Raw genomic sequence first — 19,245 nt, forward strand, 5'->3', positions numbered from 1 at the left:
ACCATGCGCGACGTGGCGAGGCAGGTCGGCGTCTCCCAAGCGGCGGTCTCCTACGCCTACAACCGGCCGGAGAAGGTGTCCGCCGAGCAGCGTGAGCGCATCTTCGCCGTCGCCGAGGAACTCGGCTATGCCGGTCCGAACCCGGCCGGGCGAGCGTTGCGCACCGGCAAGGTCGGCGCCTTAGGGCTGGTCCTGACCGATTCGCTGTCGTATGCCTTTCACGACCCTGGCGCGGCGTCCTTGATGCGCGGGATCTCTGAGGTCGGGGAGCTGGCACAGGTGGCGCTGACCCTGCTGCCGGCGCCGCTCGCGACGGTTCCGGAGGCCGCCGCGGACACCTCTCTCGCCCTGGTCGACGGTTTCCTGATCTATGCACTGCCGGACGCTCACCCCATGGTGAATCTGGTGTTGAAGCGCGGATTGCCCGTCGTGGCCATCGACGGCCCACAGCTCCCGGGTCATTCCTTCGTCGGCATCGACGATCATAGCGCCGCCCGGAGCGCCGCCGAGCACCTGCTCACTCTCGGTCACCGTGACGTCGGGATCCTCGCCAGCCGGCTGAGCGCGGATGGCCGTACCGGTGAGGTCAGCGCCGCGCGCATTTCGCGAGCCAAGGACCGGGTCTTGAAGGCGCGGGTCCGCGGCTATCTCGAGCCCTTCGGCGAGGCCCTACGCGCGGCCCCGGCGGTCTACGAAGCCGGCGGCTTCGACTACGAGAAGTCTCGGGCGGCGGCCGAGGCGTTGCTCGATGCCCGACATGTCACGGCCGTGCTGGCGGCTACCGACGTGATGGCACTGGCCGTCCTCGACGCGGCACGTGATCGCGGGATTCGCGTGCCCGAGCAGCTGTCCGTGATCGGCTTCGACGATATCCCAGCCGCCGCGGCCGCCGACCTGACCACCATTCGGCAGTCCCAGGTGGCCAAGGGGGCCCATGCGGCGCGGCTACTCCTGGAGGCGGTTTCGGCGCCTGCACAGGCCGCGACCGTCACGCTGCCGACCGACTTGGTGGTCCGCGGCAGCACTGCTCCGCCGCCACCGAACTGATTAGTCCACCTGTCCCGAATTGCCGGGTTGACATCTCCCGGCGGGGTGTGCAAGCGTATGCACTACCCGCTGATGCATGCGTATGCACAGCTGTTCGGCACGAGTGACGTGGTGAGCGGATCCCCCGGAGCTCCCAGCCTCACCATGCGAAATCAAGCAGCCCGACAATGGATTTGGAGTCGCCATGAAGTACACCGGAGGACAGGCCGTGGCCGCGCACCTCGTCAACGAGGGCGTCACTCACATGTTCGGCATACCTGGCCACGGGAACACCGCCCTCCTCGATGCCTTCGTTGAAGTTCAGGACAAGATCACCGTCCTGCCGGCGATGCACGAACAGGGCGCGTCGCACATGGCCGACGGGTTCTTTCGTTCGTCGGGCACCATCGCGGCCTGCTGCGTCACCATCGGCCCCGGGGCGACCAACACCCTGACCGGTGTCGCCACCGCCTTCGCCGATTCCATGCCCCAGCTGCTCATCACCGGCGGCGTGCACACCTACATGGTCGGCCGCGGCATCCTGCAGGAGATCAACCGCACCCACGACGCCGCCTTCCCGCGGATGGCGGAGCCGGTCGTCAAGCGGTGGTGGCAGCCAAGCTCGCTCCAACAGTTCCCGCTCATGCTCGACCAGGCCTTCCGCAGCATGCGCGAAGGCCGGCGCGGCCCGGTCCTGCTGGACATCCCGCAGGATCTTCAGGCCGAGGAAGCCGAGCTTGAACTCATTGCCCCGCAAGCACATCCGACGGCACCCCCACGTGGCGATGCCGAGTCGATCGAGCGCGCGGCCCAGTTGCTACTGTCCGCCGAGCGCCCGGTCATCGTGGCCGGCGGCGGAGTCATCGCCGCCGGAGCATCCGCCCAGATGGTCGCGCTCGCCGAGCACCTCGGGGTCCCGGTGACGGTGTCCTTCATGGGCAAGGGCGCGATCGCCGAGGACCACGTGTTGTATGCCGAGCCGTGCGGTGACATGGGCTCCTCCTCGGGCAACGCCATGACGCGTGAGGCCGATGTCGTGCTGGCCATCGGCTGCAAGTTCTCCGACCGGATCGCCTCCTCCTACAAAGACGGCGTCACCTTCGATTCGCGCTCCACCCAGTTCATCCAGATCGACATCGACCCCTTCGAGATCGGCCGCAACTATCCGGTCAAGGTCGGCATCATCGGCGACGCCGCCTCGGTGCTGGCCGACCTGCTGACCGCAGTCACCGAGCACCGAGCGGAACCGGTGGATCTCGCCGGCCTCGACCGGCTCACCCGCCTGCAGCAATTGAAGGCTCAGTGGTATGAGCACCTGGCACCCATGCGCACCACGGACCGCACCCCGATGACCATCTCCCGTGTGTTGGTGGAGGCTCGTAAGGTATTGCCGCGCAATGGAATTCTCGTGACGGACTCCAGCAACCCGCAGAACCAGGCCTATAACGAGTTCCCCGTCTATGGTCCCGGCACCCACATCACGGCAGGCGGCTTCTCCGGCATCGGGTTCGCCATCCCCGCCGCGATCGGCGCCAAGCTCGGCGCACCGGAAACCCCGGTCCTATGCCTGTGCGGAGACGGCAGTTTCCTCCAGACCGGCCAAGAGCTCGCGGTGGCCGCCATGCTCGACTTGCCGGTCGTCTTCCTCATCGTCAACAACGGCGGTTGGGAGGCCATCAAGAACCTCCAGCTCAATCTGTTCGGCGCCGACCGGGAGATGATCAGCGGCTTCCGCTACGCCAATGGAAACCCCTACCAGGCGGACCTTACGGCTTTCGCGCGGAGCCTCGGGGTGCAGGCGGAGCGGGTCGAGGACCCGCGCGCCGTGGGTCCGGCCCTCAGGCGGGCTTTCGCCTCCGGAAAGCCCACGGTCGTCGAGGCACTCGTGGCCCGCGACTACCCATACAGCGGCCAGCACCCCACGGGCTGGTGGGACATCACCGTCCCGGCCTATCTCGGCGAGCAGCGCACGGCATACGAGACGAAGCGCGGCTTCTGATCGAGATCACGACAACACCACCACACGAAAGGACGTGAACACATGGGTCCGGTCAAGTTGGGACTCAACCTCGAGTTCGTTCGATACGCCGACAAGAGCTTTGACTGGGCCGTGGCTGCGGCCGCTGACATGGGTTATGAGTATGTCGAGCCGATGGTCCACTGGGGACGCGAGCTCCTCAGTGCCGCAGGGTATTTCCACACCCGATCGATGTTGGATGACCCGTTGGAGGTCCGCGCCACCTGCGAGAAGCACGGCGTGCGGATCTCCGGGTTGTCCTCGCATGCACCGCTGGCCAAGCCGGACGTCAGCGTCGACTACCTCAAGCAGGCGGTGCGCTTCGCCAAGGAGTGCGGCGCCCCGATGGTCGTCACCGATGACGGGCCGAAGCCGGAGTGGACCAGCCCGGAGGAGGACTTCATGCTGATGAAGTACACACTCGCCGAGACCACGCCGCTGGCGGAGCGTCGCGATGTCACGCTGGCCATCGAGACCCACGGCAACTACACCAACAACCCGGAACGCCTGCAGCGCGTCCTGGATTTGAGCACCAGCCCGTCGGTAGGAATCAACTTCGACACCGGCAACGCCTTCCTCAGCGGCAACGATCCGGCGCAATGGCTTGGTGAGATCCTCGACAACGTCGTCAACATCCACGCCAAGGACATCCCCACCGATGTGGCCGCGACGATGCGCGGCAAGATCAATGGCATGCTCGGATGCGCCTGCGGCGAAGGGGTTTTGGATTGGGAGCACATCGTCGGCATCGCGATGAAGGCTCCGCGTGACCTGGTCTTGTCCGTGGAGTGCGGATCCATCGAGGACGCGGCCAAGAGCTACGAGCACCTGAGCGGCGTGCTGCTGAAGTTAGGCAAAACGTCCTAGGGCGTTGAGCAGGAAAGGGATTGGTATGACCGAGGCCCCAGGCGTCTTGCGACAGGCGGACATTGCGCGCCTGGCCGGCGTCTCCCAGTCGGCCGTGTCACGCACCTTCGGTGGCGGCCGGGTTGCCGAGAGCACCCGCCAGAAGGTCCTGCGCGCGGCCCGGGAGTTCGGCTATGAACCCGATGCGATCGCTCGCAGCCTGGTGACTGGCCAATCGAACCTGGTCGCGATCGTGCTCGGTGACATCCACAACCCCTTCTATCCCTATGTGTTGGAGGAGTTGACGCGACGACTGACCGCCGAGGGCAGGTTCGTCCTCCTCTTCACCGTGCCCCGCGGCGGCAAGGTCGACGACATTCTGCCACAAGCCCTTTCACACCGGGTATCCGGAATCGTCGTCGGCTCTGCCGAACTCTCGTCGCACGTCGTCGACCTGTGTCGTGAGCGAGAGGTCCCGCTCGTGTTGCTCAATCGCTATCTACCCGGCAGCGGCGCGTCCGGCGTCCAGTCGGACAACTATGGCGGCGGACGACTCGCGGCGGAGCACCTGCTGTCCCTGGGACGACGACGTCTCGGGTTCGTCGGCGGCCTAGCCGGCACGTCGACGAATCAGGAGCGGCGGCGCGGATTCCAGGACGCGTTGACCGAAGCCGGCCACTCGCTCGTCCTCGACGTCGACGGTTCCTACAGTTACGAGTGGGGCTTTGAGGCGGCCGGGCGGATCGTCTCCGAGCCGAAAGCCGTCGATGCCGTGTTCTGCGGCAATGACATCGTCGCCATGGGCGTGCTCGACGGGCTCCGTCAGCGCGGACGCCGAGTCCCGGACGACATAGCCGTCGTCGGCTTCGACAACATCCCGTCCGCCAGCTGGCCGTCCTACGACCTGAGCACGCTGCGGCAACCGGTCGACGAGATGGCCCGCGCCACCTTGGCGATTCTCGACGCCGCACAACACGAGGCGGGCCCGGCGGGCCGCCTCGAAGAACTCCCCGTCACGCTCGTGACACGGGGCTCCACTACTGGCGCCTGAGCGCTCGCTCGCGCGTCTCGTCAAACACCCACGGGGCAGCTGGCCGGTTTGTGCCGGCGTACCCAATTAGGAGAGATCAGCATGGAAAAGCACCTCAAGACCCCGGCTGTAACCGGCGGCACCGACCCGCGTCTGGCGGGTGTCCGAGACACCGTGACGGCGGTCATCGACGACGTCCGCCGTCACGGCGACGAGGCGGTGCGCCGCTACTCGGAACAGTTCGACGGCTGGTCGCCGGAGAGCTTCAAACTGAGCGAGGTCGAGATCAAGGAGATCGTCGCGTCACTCCCCGACCAGGTCATCCAGGACATCGTTGCCGTCCAGGACCGCGTGCGGAAATTCGCGCAACACCAGCGGGATTCATTGCAGGACTTCGAGGTGGAGACCGAGCCCGGGGTGTTCCTTGGACAGAAGAACATCCCGGTCTCCGCAGTGGGCGCCTATGTGCCGGGTGGGCGCTATCCGCTCGTGGCATCCGCTCACATGACGGTCGTGACAGCCAAGGTTGCCGGGGTGCCACGGGTGACGGCGTGTACGCCGCCGATCCGAGGTGAGATCCCCGCGGCGACTGTTGCGGCTCTGCACCTGGCCGGAGCGGACGAGATCTACCTCCTCGGCGGGATCCAGGCAATCGCCGCGATGGCGATCGGAACCGACGCGATCGAGAAGGTCAACCTGCTCGTCGGACCGGGCAATGCCTTTGTTGCAGAGGCGAAGCGGCAGCTATTTGGCGAGGTCGGCATCGACCTCTTCGCCGGCCCGACCGAGGTCCTCGTCATTGCCGATGAGCACGCCGACCCGTTCATCACCGCGGTGGACCTGCTCAGCCAGGCCGAGCACGGACCCGACTCGCCGGCCGTCCTCATCACGACCTCCGAATCCCTCGGTCACCGGGTCCTGGAGCTCATCGACGAGATCCTCCTCGACATGCCGACCGCCGACTACGCAGGACCGGCGTGGCGCGATTACGGCCAGGTGATCGTCGTCGACGACATCGACGAGGCCTACGAGGTCGCCGACACCTTTGCGTCGGAGCACGTCCAGGTGTTGACCGACCAGCCGCGCGAGGCACTGGACAAGATGCACGACTACGGCGCCCTGTTCTTGGGCGAGCGCACCTGTGTTTCGTACGGCGACAAGGTGATCGGCACCAATCACACCCTTCCGACTCGCGGTGCGGCCCGCTACACCGGCGGCCTGTGGGTCGGCAAGTACCTCAAGACGGTCACCTATCAGGAGGTTACGAGCGATGCGGCAAGCGCTGGCCTCGGTGAGCTCTGCGGGCGCGCCGCCCGCGTCGAGCTCTTCGAGGGCCACGCGCGCTCCGGAGACGTGCGGGCCGAGAAGTTCGGCGACAAGACACTCGCCTGGGCTTCCGCCGGACGCTGAGCCGACGCGTCCGAGAGCCGAGAGACCACAAGGAGGAAACCAATGTTCGCCGTCTATGCCGATGCACCCAACCCGGATGACCCGCTGGCCGCGCTCGTCGCCGGCGAGCGACCCGAGCTGGTGGCACCAGAGGGCTGGGTCAGCGTCCGGGTCAAGGCCGCCAGCGTGAACATGCACGACCTGTGGACCATGCGTGGGGTGGGGATCAAGGCGGAGGACTTCCCAATGATCCTCGGGATGGACGCCGCCGGTGAGACCGAGGATGGGACGCGCGTTGTCGTCCATCCCGTCATCAACGAGCCCGCGTGGCAGGGTGACGAGACTCTCGACCCGCGGCGATCGCTCCTGACCGAGAGACATCAGGGGACCTTCGCGGAAACTGTGATCGTGCCGTGCCGCAACGTCATTCGGCTCCCCGAGTCGTTCACCTTCGGCGACGGCGCGGCGCTCGGGACGGCGTGGTTGACGGCATACCGCATGCTCTTCACGAAGGCCGGTGTGCGTCCCGGTCAAACCGTGCTGGTGCAGGGTGCGTCCGGCGGCGTGTCCACGGCGCTGATCCAACTCGGCCGCGCAGCCGGCCTGCGCGTCTGGACGACGGGCCGGACCGAAGCCAAGCGAGAACTCGCGCACCGCCTCGGGTCGCACGCCGTCTTCGAACCAGGTGCCCGGCTGCCCGAGAAGGTCGATGCCGTCTTCGAGTCCGTGGGCGAGGCATCGTGGGCTCACTCCATGCGCGCGCTGCGCCCCGGCGGCGCGATCATCTGCTGCGGTGCGACGAGTGGACCCAACCCGCCCGCCGATCTGCAGCGACTCTTTTTCCTGCAATTGCGGGTCGAAGGATCAACGATGGGGACCCGGGCGGAGTTCGTCGATCTGCTGAACTTCATGGCGGACAAGGAGATCCGGCCACACATCGGCATGCACATCCCGATGTCCGAGGCGCGCACGGGATTCGAAGCGATGGCCGCCGGCGAGACCGAGGGCAAAATCGTCCTTGAAGGGATCGCCTATGAGGGAGATTCCGACGCGGGGTGACCGGGTTGGTTCATTGCCGCAGTCGCCGTTTCCCGATCCCGAGGGCCTGGTCCAGCCGGCACGAATGCTACTCGATGACGTCCAGGGTTCGCGGGTCGACCGGCTTGGCCACCGACATGGCCACCGCGCGCACTGGCGAACCGCGGCGACTGACCCGGTCGACCGCCGCGACGACGGGTGCGCGCGAGCGCTTGGCCAACCTCGCGATTTCGCCGGCCGCTACCGCTACCTCGACGACGGGTCCTTCGCGGGCCTGGTCGCGGGCACTCCGGCCGTCTATCCGGTCTACTGGTCGCCACCGCAGATGGAGGCCCCGCGAGGATCGCAATATGGTCGCCGTTCGCGGCTTCCTCAACAGCTTCTGGAAGCACAAGTCCCAAGGGCGCACGTGGTTCGACCCAAGCCGCGACACGGCATACCCCGACCGCATCCGCCGCTCCCCCGAGGGCAAAACCACCAATGGCCTGTCCCCGCACACCGATTCGGGGTCCCTTGAGCGGTGGCTGCTGCCGGCATACCGGGACGTCTACCGGCACGTTTTCAGCGCTACTCCTGACGCCTACGACCCCTGGGACGGGGCGTACCGCACGGAGGTCGACGAATACCCCTCCACGGTCTCGACATCGGCCTTCCGCACCTTCCAGGGCTGGACCGCCTTGTCGGCGATGCCGCGCACCGAGGGGGTGTTGAACGTGGTTCCGATCCCGCACGCGATGGCCTACCTGCTCCTGCGCGCGCTTCAGGACGACGTCCCCGACGACGACCTGTGCGGCGCGGCCAACGGACAATCCTTGCCGGTGACCGAGGAATACCACTCTCTCCTGCTGCCTGCCCTCAGCCCCATCCCCGACGTCGCCCCGGGGGGATACCGTCTGGTGGCATTGCGACATGATCCATGCCGTCGACCCGGTCACCGACCAGAAGGGCTGCGGCAATGTCATGTACATCCCCGCATCCCCGTGGTGCCCGAAGAACGCGGAGTATGCCGCGCGGTGCGGTCAGTCCTTCCTCGCCGGTCGGACACCGGACGACTTCGCTCCGGAGGACTACGAGGTCGACTGGGTTGGACGCCCCACCGCAGCCGACCTCAGCCCCAGGGGGCGCAGCCAACTCGGCCTGGACTAGGACTAGAGGCAACCCCACAAAGTTCTACGCTCACAAGTGCCCACGCAGAGCTGGGTCCCACGCTCTTCGTGGGCGGGACCCAGCTCCGATGCTTTGCGGGGACCCCGACAGATGCCAGACCAGGCCGCCGACGGCCAGGCACGTGGCGGCCGCACTCAGGCGGACAGGATGGCTGCCAGCTCACGGAGACGGGGCAGGGCGCGCTGGGTCAGCAACGTCGCGCGCTCCTGCTCCGAGGTCGACAAGCTGTCCTTCCACAGCGATCGGCCGGCCATCGCGCCGCTCGCGCCGGCCGCCACCGCCGCCGCCATCTGGACGGCGAAGGTCTCGTGGTCGACGCCGGCCGACAGCACCGCCCACGGCACGCCCGCGACGGCCTCGGTGACGGCGGCGCAGGCCTCGGGCGAACCGGCATACGGCAGCTTGAGGATCGGTGAGCCGGCCGCGGCGCCCAACCGGGCCATCTCGACGACGAGTTCCGGGAAGCGGGCTTGGTAGTTCTCCGGGCTCTCGTCCTCGAGCCGGTAGGTCAGCAGCTCGACGATGGGCAGGACGCCTTCGTCGTCGCAGGCGGCCACCAGATCGCGCATCTGGCCGGCGACCGCCGAGTCGCCACCCTGCTGGTCGGCGCGGACATAGAAGAGCATCTTCGCGGCGTCGCCGCCGTAGTCGCGCACGGTGCGTGGCGTGACGCCATCGACATAGTTGGTGTAGCGCAGTCCATCTCGCGTGGTCGACCCGGAGGCGTCCATACCGACAACCAGGCCGAGATGAGGCGGCACGGTGCCGTCGTCGACGAGCCGGGGCAGCGCCACCTCGGGGTCGAGCAGAACTGCGGGGGCGTGGCTTGCCAGGTGGGTGATGAGGTCGCCCTTGGCGGCGGCCAACGCATCGGCGTCGATCCGGTCGGGGTGGGCCTGCCCGTCGGCCGGGTCGGTCATCACCGCCTTCATGCTGTTGCGCTGGTCGGCGGCGACGATGAGCAGCCGGCCTGACGGGGTCGTCAGCCGGGACCAGGCCCGGCGCTGGAGGGTGGGCAAGGACACTTCTTCTCCTTTAGCGGCTTTCGGTGGTGGTGATGGGTTGGTCGGTCAGGAGGCGTCGGGCGACAAGCGCGGCTCCGTATGCCGTGTCCTGCGCCCGCGTCGAGGCGTGCAGATCTGGGAGGACGAGGGCGCGGGCGCGAACGACGCTCTGCATACCCACCCAGCCGCCGGCGAGCACGGTGCCGGTCGCGGGTGGCAGTTCGCGGTCCATCGTCTCGATGAGCCGGGCCAGCTCGTCGTTGCCGTGCCGGAGCGTCGCCGCGAAGACCTCCGCGGGGCGGGCGCCGTCGTGTGCGATGCGCAGGGCGAGCACACCGTCGTCGTTGCGGGCACCGGCAACCGTGATCGCCTCGGGCGGAAGGGATCCGGCGACGGGTAGCGCCATGACGTCGCGGTCGAGCCGGTCGCGATCGTCCCGGTCGGAGATACCGGCCAACTGGAGCACCCGGCGCATGATCAGCCCCGTCTTGACTCCCGCCACGAGGGCGAAGTGGCCCGCCTCGACGTGGTGGACGTGGTTGATGAAGTACTCGGCCAACCGGGTGCGCGCCGCGGCGCTCAGGGGTGCCTCAAGGACCCGGACAAGCACTTCGGCGGTGCCGAAGGAGCCGTAATAGCGCCCGTCCGCGGTGGCTCCTCCGGCAGTCGCCGCGACGAGGTGATCGTGCCCGGCCACGGCGAGCCGGGCCCCGGCAAGGGCCGGCGGCAGCCAATCGGCGCTCGCGGCCCCGAGGTCGGTGGTGAAGTCGACCACCGGCGGCAGGAAGCTCGCCTCGATCCCGATGTGGGCGAGCAGTTCCGGCCACGGTGCGTCGTTGTCCTGATCGATGAGGCCGAGGCGGGAGGCGAGCGAGCGCTCGAGCACCCGGCGTCCGCCGAGGACGGAGACGGCATACTCGGGCAGGTTCTGCCACTGGTGGCCAGTGAGTCGAATTCCATTGTCGCGCAACCACAGCAGCTTGACTACCGGAACCTGAACGCCGAGCGGAAGTCCGGTCCGCGCGGCGAACTCCGCACGCAGGTTCGCCGGCATGGCGGCCAACTGTTCCGCGCCCCGGGCGTCGAACCAGGCGATCGCCGGTGCGAGCGCGGCGCCGGAGCCATCGAGAACGAAGCCGCTCTCTCCCATCCCGGCAACGGCGAGCGCACCGATCACGGACCCAGCGGGACCGAACGTGTCGAGTTGCGCACCAGCATCATTCAGGACCTCCGCGATGGCTTGCCGCACGGTGTCCTGGTCCAACTCCGTACCGCTTTCGCGGACCTGCCAGCGGGTCGGGCGATCGGCCACCAGAATCTCGCGGCCATCGAGATCGATCAGTTGAACCTTGATGTTGGTGCTGCCGATGTCGAGACCGGCGACGAGAGTTGAGGTCACCGGGCGGTGAAACCGCCGTCGATAGGCAGGCTGATGCCGCTGATCATGGCGGCGTCGTCGCTGAGCAGGAAGGCGATGGGTCCAGCGACATCCTCGATGGTCGCCCACTTGTGCATCGGCATCTGCTCCAAGTACGCGCCACCGATTTCCGGTCGACCCCAATACCATTCCGACATTGGCGTCATGATGACGGTCGGGTTAACGCTGTTGACCCGGATCCCGTATTTGCCCAGTTCGAGGGCCGAGACCCGGGTGATGTTGTCCAGCGCCGCCTTCGACGAGCCATAGGAGATGTGGCCCTCGAGGGCGACCAGGGAGGCCTGGCTCGACACATTGACGATCGAGCCACCACGACCTGCCTCGATCATGGCTGGGGTCGCGTACTTGATGACTAGGAGTGCGCCGCGCGCGTTGACGGCGATAACGCGGTCGAAAACGGAAATGTCAGTGTCCATCGGGGTGGCGATCTCGCCGCCATCTCCGCCGCAGTTGACGATGCCGAACCAGTCCCGCCCCGACACCGCCCCGCGGATCGATTCTTCGTCGAGCAGGTCGAAAGGCAGCGCTTCACAACCGGTTTCGGCGGCAAGCTCCTTGAGCTTGGTGTGGTCGCGTCCACTGGCGGCGACCCGGACCCCCTCAGCGACGAGGCGCCGCACCGTGGCCGCACCGATACCGCCGCTCGCTCCGGTGACGAGATAGAGGCCGTCGGGGAATCGAGACATGGAACGCTCCTTTGAACTCGGGGTGATCATCGACATGGACGATCGCGTCACGGTCTGGGAACAGCCTCTTGACAGCGCTGTCATCCAGTCGTAGCTTATGCCCCATTCCGGAGAATGACAACGGTGGACAGAGACGGAACCGGGATCCACCGACTGGGCGAGGAGGCCTGAGTGTCCGGCACGGCGACCGCAGGAACGACGATCTACGACGTAGCCCGCGCCGCTGGCGTGTCGATCAAGACCGTCTCGCGCGTGATCAATGGTGCCAAGAACGTCCGTCCGGCAACCGCCGAATCGGTGCAGAACGCGATCGAAGCACTCGAGTACCGGCCGAATGCTGCGGCCCGCAATCTCAAGGCCGGGCTCACCGACACCATCGGAGTGGTGGTGGACCGACTCCAGGACCCGTTCTTCGCCGAGATCGTCTCCGTCGCCGAGTCGCGCGCCGTCGCCGTCGGGATGGACGTCCTCGTCGCCGCCACCGGGACCGACACCCACCGAGCCCGGGCGCAACTGTCCCGCTTGGTCAATCGGGGCGTCGCCGGCCTGCTGATCACGCCCTTCGGCGTCGATGACCCAGTGTGGCAGGGGATCCCCCGCGATCGACCGGTCGTGCTGATGGACCGCCGATCCGGGGTGGAGGGCGTCGATCTCGTCTGCGTGGACGACGAGGGCGCATCGCGCACCGCCATCGAGCACCTCATCTCATACGGACATCAGCGCATCGCTTTCCTCGGCGAGCCCGCGAAGTACAGCACGGTGCACAACCGCCTCGCCGGCTACCTGGCGGCGCTGGACGCGGCCGGCCTGTCGCCGGATCCCGCCCTTATCTCCAGGACCTGCGCGAATGCGGACGACGCCCTTGCGGTGCTCACACCGATGTTGGACGCGAGGCGAGCACCGACCGCGGTGTTCGCCAGCACTCCGCTCATCGCGCCAGGGGTCGTCCGCCTACTCATGCGGTCGGGCCGCCGGGACATCGCCCTCGTCGTGTTCGGAGACTTCCCCATGGCCGATCTGACAACACCGCCGACGACGGTCATCGACCAGTGCCCGTCGAGCCTGGCGCACGCCGCGATGGACCGGCTGCTCGCGCGGGTATCGGACAACGACATCGTGGCCAGCGACATCGTCTTGCCGACGCGGCTGATCCCGCGTGGCTCCGGAGAACTCGCCCCACCGAGGGCCGCACGGGTTCGGGGCCGAGCGCAACCCCGAACCGGCACTCGCGAGAGCTCTGGCACAAAGTGAGCCGGAATGTCATGACCAGTAAGGAGACCACCGTGGAGGTAACAACATGACCGCCGTCCTGGAGGCACGCGGTATCAGCCGCAAGTTCGGGCAGGTCCAGGCGCTCGACAAAGCCGACTTCGACGTCGGTGCCGGCGAGGTCGTCGCCTTGATCGGCGACAACGGCGCCGGCAAGTCGACCTTGGTCAAAGCGATCACCGGGAACCTCGAGATCGACACCGGCGAAGTGCTCTTCGACGGCTTGCCGGTGACGATCGCAACCCCGCAGGACGCCTCGGAACTGGGCATCGAGGTCGTCCACCAGGACCTCGCGCTCGCCCCGCACCTCGGACCGGCCGAGAATATGTACCTCGGGCGCGAGCTGATGCGCCCCGGTCTGCTCGGCAAGCTCGGCTTCATGGACACCCGCGGGATGCGGCGTGGCGCCGCCGACGCCTTCCGTGACCTCGGGTCGGCAGTCCGGTCCGTGGTCACCCCCGTCGGCGAGATGTCGGGTGGGCAGAAGCAGAGCGTCGCCATCGCCCGGTCCGTCGCCTGGGCCGATCGCGTGCTCTTCCTCGACGAGCCCACGGCAGCACTCGGGGTCGTGCAGACCCAAAACGTCCTCGACATGATCCGGCGCGTGCGGGACAAGGGCTTGGGCGTCGTGCTCATCTCGCACTCCATGCCCGAGGTCCTTGACGTCGCCGACCGCGTGCAGGTGATGCGGCTCGGACGACGAGTCGCGACCTACCAGGCGAAGGACACCAGTATTGAGGAACTCGTTGGCGCCATGACCGGTGCGCTGGACAAGAAGGAGGACGTCGCATGAGACCAGTGAGCAACGACGACGTGACCAACGCCCCACCGCGTAGTCAGGACCCCGTAGCCGAGCAATCCACATCGCTGGGCGCCTCGGATCACATCTCCCGGGCCCGCGATGCCAACCGGGATGCCGCCATGGACATCGGTGAGACCCATGGTCCGCTACTGCAGCGGCTCAGGGGGATGCAATCGATCTGGATCCTCGCGGTCCTGATCGTCATCACCGCCTTCTTCAGCGTCATGGCTCCCAGCCAGTTCATGACCCGCGACAACATGATCAACATCGGCCAGAACCTCGCCATCTGGGCGGTCCTGGCCGTGGGTATGACCTTCGTCATCATCACCTCCGGCATCGACCTGTCGGTCGGCTCTGTCCTCGTCTTCTCCTCGGTAGTCTCGGCTTTGACCATGGAGAAGATGGGCGGGGATGGCTGGTCGACCGCCATCGTCGGGACCATCGTCTCGCTGGTCGCGGGGATCCTGTGGGGCATCCTCAACGGGGTAGTCATCGCCAAGGCGAAGGTTCCGCCCCTCATCGTCACCCTCGGTACCTTGTCGATCGCCCTGGGGTTCGCGCAGATCATCACCGGGGGGATCGATATCCGCTCGGTTCCGACCCAGTTGCAGGATTCCGTCGGCTACGGTCGCATTCTCGGCGTGCCAGTCATCATGTACCTGGCCCTCGTCGTCGTCATCATCGGCGGCATCGTGTTGCACCGAACCAGGTTCGGCCTCTACACCTACGCGATCGGGTCCAACGAGCTGTCCGCCCGCCGAGTCGGCATCAACGTCGACCGCAAGCTGATCATGATCTACGGCCTGGCCGGCCTCCTCGGGGGCCTGGCCGGAATCATGTCCCTCGCCCAATTCGGCACGACGACGATCGCCGGACAATCACTGACCAACCTCAACGTCATCGCTGCGGTCGTCATTGGCGGCACCTCCATCTTCGGTGGCCAGGGCTCGATGTTCGGCACTATGGTCGGCCTCTTCATCCCTGCGGTGCTGCAAAGCGGGTTCGTCATCATCGGCGTCTCGCCCTACTGGCAGACCGTCGCCGTTGGCGCGATTCTTATCGCCGCCGTGTACGTCGACCAGCAACGTCGCGCCGCCGCTCTACGAGGCGGCAAGTAGTCCGCCGCGCGGGCGCACCGCCCGTGCCGGCCCCGCCGGCATACCGAAACATCAGTTCACGACGAAACAGCACAACAGAAGGGATCAGGGCATGAAGCCCATCACCAAGCTCACCGCCGTCGCAGCCGGGGCGCTCATCGCCACGGTGGGGTGCAGCAGCGCCAAGACCGACAGCGGGTCGAGCGGATCGGCCGCCGGTGGCAACTCGAACAAGTCGATCGCCTTCGTCCAAGGGGTGGCCGGCGACGAGTTCTACATCACAATGGAATGCGGCATCAAGGAGAAGGCCGCGGAACTCGGCTACACGGTCACCACTCAGGGACCACAGAAGTTCGATCCGACTCTGCAGAAGCCGCTCGTCGACTCGGTGACGTCGAGCAAGCCGGCCGCATTGCTCATCGCTCCGACCGACGTGACGGCGATGCAGGCACCCCTGGAGCAGGCCGCGAAGGCCGGCATCAAGGTCGTCCTCGTCGACACGACCGTGAACGACCCGTCGTTCGCCGTTTCCGAGATCAGCTCCGACAACGTCGGTGGCGGAAAGGCCGCATTCGAGGCGATCCAGGCACAGAAACCGGACGGGGGCAAGGTTCTCGTCATCTCGACCGACCCTGGCGTCTCCACGGTGGATGCCCGGGTCAAGGGTTTCGAGGATGCGTCGAAGACGGACTCGAAGTTCACCTACCTCGGCGTGCAGTACAGCCACAATGACGCGTCGACCGCTGCCCGGCTCGTGAGCGCCGCGCTGCAGAAGGATCCCGACATCGTCGGCATCTTCGCGACCAACCTCTACTCCGCCGAAGGCTCGGCAACCGGTATTCGACAGGCCGGTAAGTCGGGGATCACCGTTGTCGGTTTCGACGCGGGCCCCAACCAGATCAAGGCCCTCGAAAACGACACCGTTCAGGCCCTGGTCGCCCAGCAGCCGAGCACGATCGGCATGGACGGCGTCGAGCAGGCCAACGCTGCGTTGACCGGCGGCGCTGTTGAGAAGAAGATCCAGACTGGCTTCACCATCATCACCAAGGACAACCTGTCCGGTGAGGGCGGAGACGCGGCATACAAGTCAAGCTGCTGAAATCGGCCGACATGCGATGGCGGGAGCACTGCTCCCGCCATCGCATGTCGTGCGACAACCCACGTTGAGCGCAACAGAGGGGACTGGACATGGGACTGCTGGACGGCAAGGTTGTTCTCGTCGTCGGGGGAAGCGCCGGGCTCGGCGCCGGAATCGCAACGGCCGCGGCGCGCGCCGGCGCCGAGGTCGTCGTCGTGACCGGGCGCCGCGCGGACCGAGGTGAGCAGATCGCCGGTGAGCTCGAAGCCCTCGGGAGCAAGGCGGCATACGTCGAAGGCGATGTGGGTGACGCGGTCAGCGCCGCGGGCATGGTCGCGCAGACCATCGCGCGGTTCGGGCGGGTCGACTGCCTCGTCAACGCCGCCGGCCTGACCACGCGAGGCAGCCTGCTCGACACCACGCCGGACCTGTTCGATGAGCACATCGCGGTCAACCTGCGCGGGCCGTTCTTCACGATGCAGGCCGTCGTGGCCGACCAGGTCGCGCGCAAGAGCCCCGGCACGATCGTCAATATCATCACGATGTCCTCGCACGGCGGCCACCCTTCCTCACCCCCTATTCGGCCGCCAAGGCCGGGTTGGCCGGCTTGACGAAGAACGCCGCCTACTCCCACCGCTGGGACCGGATCCGGATCAACGGCCTGAACATCGGCTGGACCCAGACCGAGGGTGAGGACGCGATCCAGCGCCAATTCCATGGTGCCGATGACGATTGGGTCGAGCACGCCAACGCGACCGTGCCGATGGGCAAGCTCGGCCAGGTCGACGAGATCGCCGACTTCGTCGTCTTCCTGCTCTCCGAGCGCAGCGGCGTGGTCACCGGCTCCATCATCGACTGGGACCAAATGATCCCGGGCTGCCACGACTGAGGTTCCTTGCCGAGCTAAGGACCTTCCGCTAGCAGAGGTTCCTGGCCCCCCAATAGGTTGCAAGGTAGTGGGAGGTCGACTAACTGCTGCTAGCAGCAGTTCCTCGGGCGCGCCCCGAGCGTGCCCCAGTGGCTCGGCCGGTCAGCGCGCCAATGCCGACGGTCAGCTCGAGGCTCTCGCCCGGCGCAACCCAGGCCAGGTCGATGCCGTTGTTGAAGGCGTCCGGCGGGCAGGTCTGCGGCTCGATGGCCACGGCGGCGCGCTGCAGTTCGCCGGGCAGGTCGTCACAGGTGAACAGCTGAAGCCAATTACCGATTGCCCCCCAACGGAATTCGACGCCGTCGCCGTTATCGTCTGTGAGCGAGGCCCGGCGCAGGCCGTCCTCGGACAGCGTCAGTCCGGAGACTGCGCCGTCGAAAGTGACACCGGCGAGTCGGCGGCCACGGCGGAAGGAGTCGGCATCCGGCAGGTCGGCGATACCGGTCGGCATCAACCTGTCCGCCGTGGCGAGCTGGATCCGGGCCGCGTCGAAGGTCAACGTCCAATCGTCCACTCCCCCACTGGGAGCCACGACATAGGGATGTACGCCGAGTCCGACTGGCGCGCTATCGTCGCCGAGGTTGGCCACCGCCACGCTCCAGGTCAGGCCCGTCGCGGCATCGAGGGGGCGGCCGTCGTGCGTCAAGGCGCGCAGCCCGCCGCCGACCTCGGTGGTGACCGCCGCATAGGCGCCGGCGCGAATCCGGACCTGCTGACCTGTGGCTACCGTCATGGCTCGATTCTCGCCAGTTCGACCCGTGCTTCCAAGTCCGCGTAGGCAGGTCGCGGAGGTGGACGGTCCCGCACCTCGCGCTCAGCGGGCGCGCCAGTCCCGCGGGCGGATGTTCTGCCCGGGCCCGGTTGTCAGGATCTTCGTGTATGCCCCGCCACCTGAGCCGACGATGGCCAGGTCTTCAACAAATCCGCCGCCCGCTGACCGCGAACGATTGTGGGCGACCTTCGTGCCGTCGGGTGACCACACGGGATACCACTCGGCGGGCGAATCATTCGGCCTGGTGCTATCTACCTTCTGGCCGGTGGACAGGTTGCGCTTGACCAGCCAGTAGATGCCACAGTCCTCTTCGGTGGCCGCGAGCCACGTCCCGGTCGGGTCGTAGTCCGGCGGGTAACCCAACATGTTTGGCATCGAGACGTGGGCGCCGGTTGGCGTCATCTGGCGCACGTAGACCGGCGTGCAACTTCCCTCCTAATCGAGGACCTCCGGGTAGGTTCCTTTGGAGCGGCGTGTAGCGATGGCGTCTGATCAGCGTCGACGAGGCGCCGGGAGCGGCATTCATCACGGCGATTCCGTCTCCCGATTTCGCGGTTGCGTTGCGGGTGAACGCGATCCGGCCGCCGTCCGACGACCAGGCCGGCTCGGTTTCGCCGACACCGGACCTGCGGGTCCAGTTGACGACGTTGGTGCCGTCGGCCTTCATGACGAACAGGTCGGCGTTGTCGCGGCCGCGGTGTCGGCGGCTGACAGGGCTAGTGTGGCGGCAGCCGAGACCAATGCTGCTCTGCGCAGACGGGTCATGTCGGTCCTCTCCTTCGGCTCTGCTGACGAACCGTTCTGACGGACGCGCCGCCAGGCGATTGGCCGGGGGTTGGACCGGGACTGAACTGGGCATCAGCCCGCGCCGACCGGACAGTCAAACGATCAATGGCCCGCTGCGCGGGTGATTTGAACGTGCAACGAGCCGCTTCGGGCGGCCATTGATTGTTCGAGTGTCCGCCACGCGGCTCTCTGACGTGGGCGCGCGGCATACCGGCCTGGAGGGGGCGAGCAGCGCCGGGTAGATCGCGTTGACGACCCGCTCACGGTCGACGCTCTCCATCGCCCGGCCGAAGGCCGAGGAGACCTGCAGCAGGTTGGCCATCCGCTGGATGCCGGCCGAGACGTTGGTGCCGGCGGCGTGCATCAGGGCCGGGTTGAACCAGACCAGGTCGCCCTTGGCCAGCGGCGGCGAATGTGGTTGGCCACGGAGTAGTCCTGGAACTCAGGAATCCAGTAGGCGAGGTAGCCGTGGGTGGATTTCTGGCTGTGCGGCAGGTAGAGCGTCGGGCCGGACTCGACCGGCATGTCGACGTGCGCGACCGCGCCCTGCAGAGTCAGTACCGACAGGACCCGCGCCGGAGGCGCGAGGCGGAGCCGGTCGATCAGCTCGGTCACCACGGTCGTCAGGAACGTGTTCTTCCCCGATTCGGTGATACTTCCCGATGCGCTCAAACCCCGGGGGCTTCGGCCGAGCACCTCTTGCAGGACCTACTCGCCGGTGGTCCTTCGTCCGGCACGGCGGTTTCGGGCTCGCCGGTCAGCGACCTACTGTCGGTTGTATGCCGTCGCTCACCGGAGGCACGCCCGACTCACCGGACGGCGCCGTGACCGCCTAGGGCACGCCGCTGCCGATCCGGGCGGTCGCGGTCTCG

The 19,245-nt window shown here is 67.1% G+C and carries 19 protein-coding genes and 2 pseudogenes; 13 read left to right on the top strand and 8 right to left on the bottom strand.

All coding sequences use genetic code 11. The annotated features are described in order from the left end of the window. Nucleotides 1-12 precede the first annotated feature (12 nt). From V9G19_RS03445 to V9G19_RS03470, 6 genes are all read left to right on the top strand, one after another. A complete protein-coding gene (locus V9G19_RS03445) occupies nucleotides 13-1,047 on the top strand; it encodes a LacI family DNA-binding transcriptional regulator (protein ID WP_462284094.1) in 1,035 nt (344 codons plus the stop codon). 184 nt (nucleotides 1,048-1,231) lie between these two features. Further along, on the top strand, nucleotides 1,232-3,025 hold the full coding sequence (locus V9G19_RS03450) for a thiamine pyrophosphate-binding protein (RefSeq protein ID WP_462284095.1): 1,794 nt from the start codon (nucleotides 1,232-1,234) through the stop codon (nucleotides 3,023-3,025). Between the two features lie 42 nt (nucleotides 3,026-3,067). After that, complete coding sequence (locus tag V9G19_RS03455) at nucleotides 3,068-3,910, top strand: sugar phosphate isomerase/epimerase family protein (protein WP_462284096.1); 843 nt, start codon at nucleotides 3,068-3,070, stop codon at nucleotides 3,908-3,910. A gap of 25 nt (nucleotides 3,911-3,935) precedes the next feature. After that, entirely contained in the window at nucleotides 3,936-4,940 is a 1,005-nt protein-coding gene (locus V9G19_RS03460) for a LacI family DNA-binding transcriptional regulator (protein ID WP_462284097.1), read from the top strand. Nucleotides 4,941-5,021: 81 nt separating this feature from the next. Next, nucleotides 5,022-6,329 carry a histidinol dehydrogenase gene (gene hisD, locus V9G19_RS03465; protein ID WP_462284098.1) on the top strand — a complete coding sequence of 436 codons (1,308 nt, stop codon included), beginning with the start codon at nucleotides 5,022-5,024 and terminating at the stop codon, nucleotides 6,327-6,329. 42 nt (nucleotides 6,330-6,371) lie between these two features. Further along, nucleotides 6,372-7,367 carry a zinc-binding dehydrogenase gene (locus V9G19_RS03470; RefSeq protein ID WP_462284099.1) on the top strand — a complete coding sequence of 332 codons (996 nt, stop codon included), beginning with the start codon at nucleotides 6,372-6,374 and terminating at the stop codon, nucleotides 7,365-7,367. 67 nt (nucleotides 7,368-7,434) lie between these two features. On the opposite strand, the gene V9G19_RS03475 is transcribed toward V9G19_RS03470, so the two are convergent. Next, on the bottom strand, nucleotides 7,435-7,566 hold the full coding sequence (locus tag V9G19_RS03475) for a hypothetical protein (RefSeq protein ID WP_462284100.1): 132 nt from the start codon (nucleotides 7,564-7,566) through the stop codon (nucleotides 7,435-7,437). On the opposite strand from V9G19_RS03475, the pseudogene V9G19_RS03480 reads away from it, so the two are divergent. Together V9G19_RS03480 and V9G19_RS03485 are read left to right on the top strand one after the other, a co-directional pair. Continuing rightward, nucleotides 7,559-8,194: pseudogene (locus V9G19_RS03480) on the top strand (YbiU family protein); the annotation flags it as partial. The gene V9G19_RS03475 and the pseudogene V9G19_RS03480 sit on opposite strands and share 8 nt — an antisense overlap. 1 nt (nucleotide 8,195) lies before the next feature. Further along, a complete protein-coding gene (locus tag V9G19_RS03485) occupies nucleotides 8,196-8,492 on the top strand; it encodes a YbiU family protein (protein WP_462284287.1) in 297 nt (98 codons plus the stop codon). Between the two features lie 155 nt (nucleotides 8,493-8,647). Here the strand turns inward: V9G19_RS03485 and V9G19_RS03490 are convergent, their stop codons facing one another. Genes V9G19_RS03490 through V9G19_RS03500 form a run of 3 tightly spaced genes read right to left on the bottom strand, consistent with a single transcriptional unit; the run spans nucleotide 8,648 to nucleotide 11,791 of the window. Then, nucleotides 8,648-9,538 carry a hypothetical protein gene (locus tag V9G19_RS03490; RefSeq protein WP_462284101.1) on the bottom strand — a complete coding sequence of 297 codons (891 nt, stop codon included), beginning with the start codon at nucleotides 9,536-9,538 and terminating at the stop codon, nucleotides 8,648-8,650. A gap of 10 nt (nucleotides 9,539-9,548) precedes the next feature. Then, the gene (locus V9G19_RS03495; protein WP_462284102.1) at nucleotides 9,549-10,916 is read right to left on the bottom strand and encodes an FGGY family carbohydrate kinase; all 1,368 of its coding nucleotides are present in this window, start codon (nucleotides 10,914-10,916) and stop codon (nucleotides 9,549-9,551) included. After that, nucleotides 10,913-11,791 (bottom strand): SDR family oxidoreductase, encoded by an 879-nt coding sequence (locus V9G19_RS03500; RefSeq protein WP_462284103.1) that lies wholly within the window; start codon nucleotides 11,789-11,791, stop codon nucleotides 10,913-10,915. Before V9G19_RS03500 ends, V9G19_RS03495 begins: the two co-directional genes overlap by 4 nt. 21 nt (nucleotides 11,792-11,812) lie before the next feature. Here V9G19_RS03500 and V9G19_RS03505 point away from each other — a divergent pair, with 21 nt between their 5' ends. The 5 genes and pseudogenes from V9G19_RS03505 (at nucleotide 11,813) to V9G19_RS03525 (ending at nucleotide 16,776) form a co-directional block, all read left to right on the top strand. Further along, entirely contained in the window at nucleotides 11,813-12,892 is a 1,080-nt protein-coding gene (locus V9G19_RS03505; protein WP_462284104.1) for a LacI family DNA-binding transcriptional regulator, read from the top strand. 46 nt (nucleotides 12,893-12,938) lie between these two features. Further along, nucleotides 12,939-13,703, top strand: coding sequence for an ATP-binding cassette domain-containing protein (locus tag V9G19_RS03510; protein WP_462284105.1), 765 nt, complete (start codon nucleotides 12,939-12,941; stop codon nucleotides 13,701-13,703). After that, complete coding sequence (locus V9G19_RS03515; RefSeq protein WP_462284106.1) at nucleotides 13,700-14,830, top strand: ABC transporter permease; 1,131 nt, start codon at nucleotides 13,700-13,702, stop codon at nucleotides 14,828-14,830. Before V9G19_RS03510 ends, V9G19_RS03515 begins: the two co-directional genes overlap by 4 nt. A 91-nt stretch (nucleotides 14,831-14,921) precedes the next feature. Beyond that, entirely contained in the window at nucleotides 14,922-15,908 is a 987-nt protein-coding gene (locus tag V9G19_RS03520; protein WP_462284107.1) for an ABC transporter substrate-binding protein, read from the top strand. An 89-nt stretch (nucleotides 15,909-15,997) separates the two neighbouring features. Next, a pseudogene (locus tag V9G19_RS03525) lies at nucleotides 15,998-16,776 on the top strand (SDR family oxidoreductase). A 79-nt stretch (nucleotides 16,777-16,855) separates the two neighbouring features. On the opposite strand, the gene V9G19_RS03530 reads toward V9G19_RS03525, so the two are convergent. The 4 genes from V9G19_RS03530 to V9G19_RS03545 all read right to left on the bottom strand — a co-directional run bounded on the left by V9G19_RS03530 (nucleotide 16,856) and on the right by V9G19_RS03545 (nucleotide 18,988). Beyond that, a complete protein-coding gene (locus V9G19_RS03530) occupies nucleotides 16,856-17,548 on the bottom strand; it encodes an aldose epimerase family protein (RefSeq protein WP_462284108.1) in 693 nt (230 codons plus the stop codon). Between the two features lie 81 nt (nucleotides 17,549-17,629). Continuing rightward, the gene (locus tag V9G19_RS03535) at nucleotides 17,630-17,989 is read right to left on the bottom strand and encodes a TolB-like translocation protein (RefSeq protein WP_462284109.1); all 360 of its coding nucleotides are present in this window, start codon (nucleotides 17,987-17,989) and stop codon (nucleotides 17,630-17,632) included. 478 nt (nucleotides 17,990-18,467) lie between these two features. Then, a complete protein-coding gene (locus V9G19_RS03540; protein ID WP_462284288.1) occupies nucleotides 18,468-18,776 on the bottom strand; it encodes a phytanoyl-CoA dioxygenase family protein in 309 nt (102 codons plus the stop codon). After that, on the bottom strand, nucleotides 18,737-18,988 hold the full coding sequence (locus tag V9G19_RS03545; protein ID WP_462284110.1) for a phytanoyl-CoA dioxygenase family protein: 252 nt from the start codon (nucleotides 18,986-18,988) through the stop codon (nucleotides 18,737-18,739). The genes V9G19_RS03540 and V9G19_RS03545 overlap by 40 nt, the downstream gene beginning before the upstream one ends. Nucleotides 18,989-19,245: the final 257 nt, after the last annotated feature.

It is taken from the genome of Nostocoides sp. (assembly GCF_037045025.1).
Classification (GTDB): domain Bacteria; phylum Actinomycetota; class Actinomycetes; order Actinomycetales; family Dermatophilaceae; genus Nostocoides_A.

What these genes read in the sequence shown, in the direction of transcription:
- V9G19_RS03535 (WP_462284109.1), bottom strand. Translation starts at nt 17,989, where the DNA reads ATGACGCCAACCGGCGCCCACGTCTCGATGCCAAACATGTTGGGTTAC.
- V9G19_RS03450 (WP_462284095.1), top strand. Translation starts at nt 1,232, where the DNA reads ATGAAGTACACCGGAGGACAGGCCGTGGCCGCGCACCTCGTCAACGAG.
- V9G19_RS03515 (WP_462284106.1), top strand. Translation starts at nt 13,700, where the DNA reads ATGAGACCAGTGAGCAACGACGACGTGACCAACGCCCCACCGCGTAGT.
- V9G19_RS03510 (WP_462284105.1), top strand. Translation starts at nt 12,939, where the DNA reads ATGACCGCCGTCCTGGAGGCACGCGGTATCAGCCGCAAGTTCGGGCAG.
- V9G19_RS03470 (WP_462284099.1), top strand. Translation starts at nt 6,372, where the DNA reads ATGTTCGCCGTCTATGCCGATGCACCCAACCCGGATGACCCGCTGGCC.
- V9G19_RS03460 (WP_462284097.1), top strand. Translation starts at nt 3,936, where the DNA reads ATGACCGAGGCCCCAGGCGTCTTGCGACAGGCGGACATTGCGCGCCTG.
- V9G19_RS03530 (WP_462284108.1), bottom strand. Translation starts at nt 17,548, where the DNA reads ATGACGGTAGCCACAGGTCAGCAGGTCCGGATTCGCGCCGGCGCCTAT.
- V9G19_RS03455 (WP_462284096.1), top strand. Translation starts at nt 3,068, where the DNA reads ATGGGTCCGGTCAAGTTGGGACTCAACCTCGAGTTCGTTCGATACGCC.
- V9G19_RS03520 (WP_462284107.1), top strand. Translation starts at nt 14,922, where the DNA reads ATGAAGCCCATCACCAAGCTCACCGCCGTCGCAGCCGGGGCGCTCATC.
- hisD (WP_462284098.1), top strand. Translation starts at nt 5,022, where the DNA reads ATGGAAAAGCACCTCAAGACCCCGGCTGTAACCGGCGGCACCGACCCG.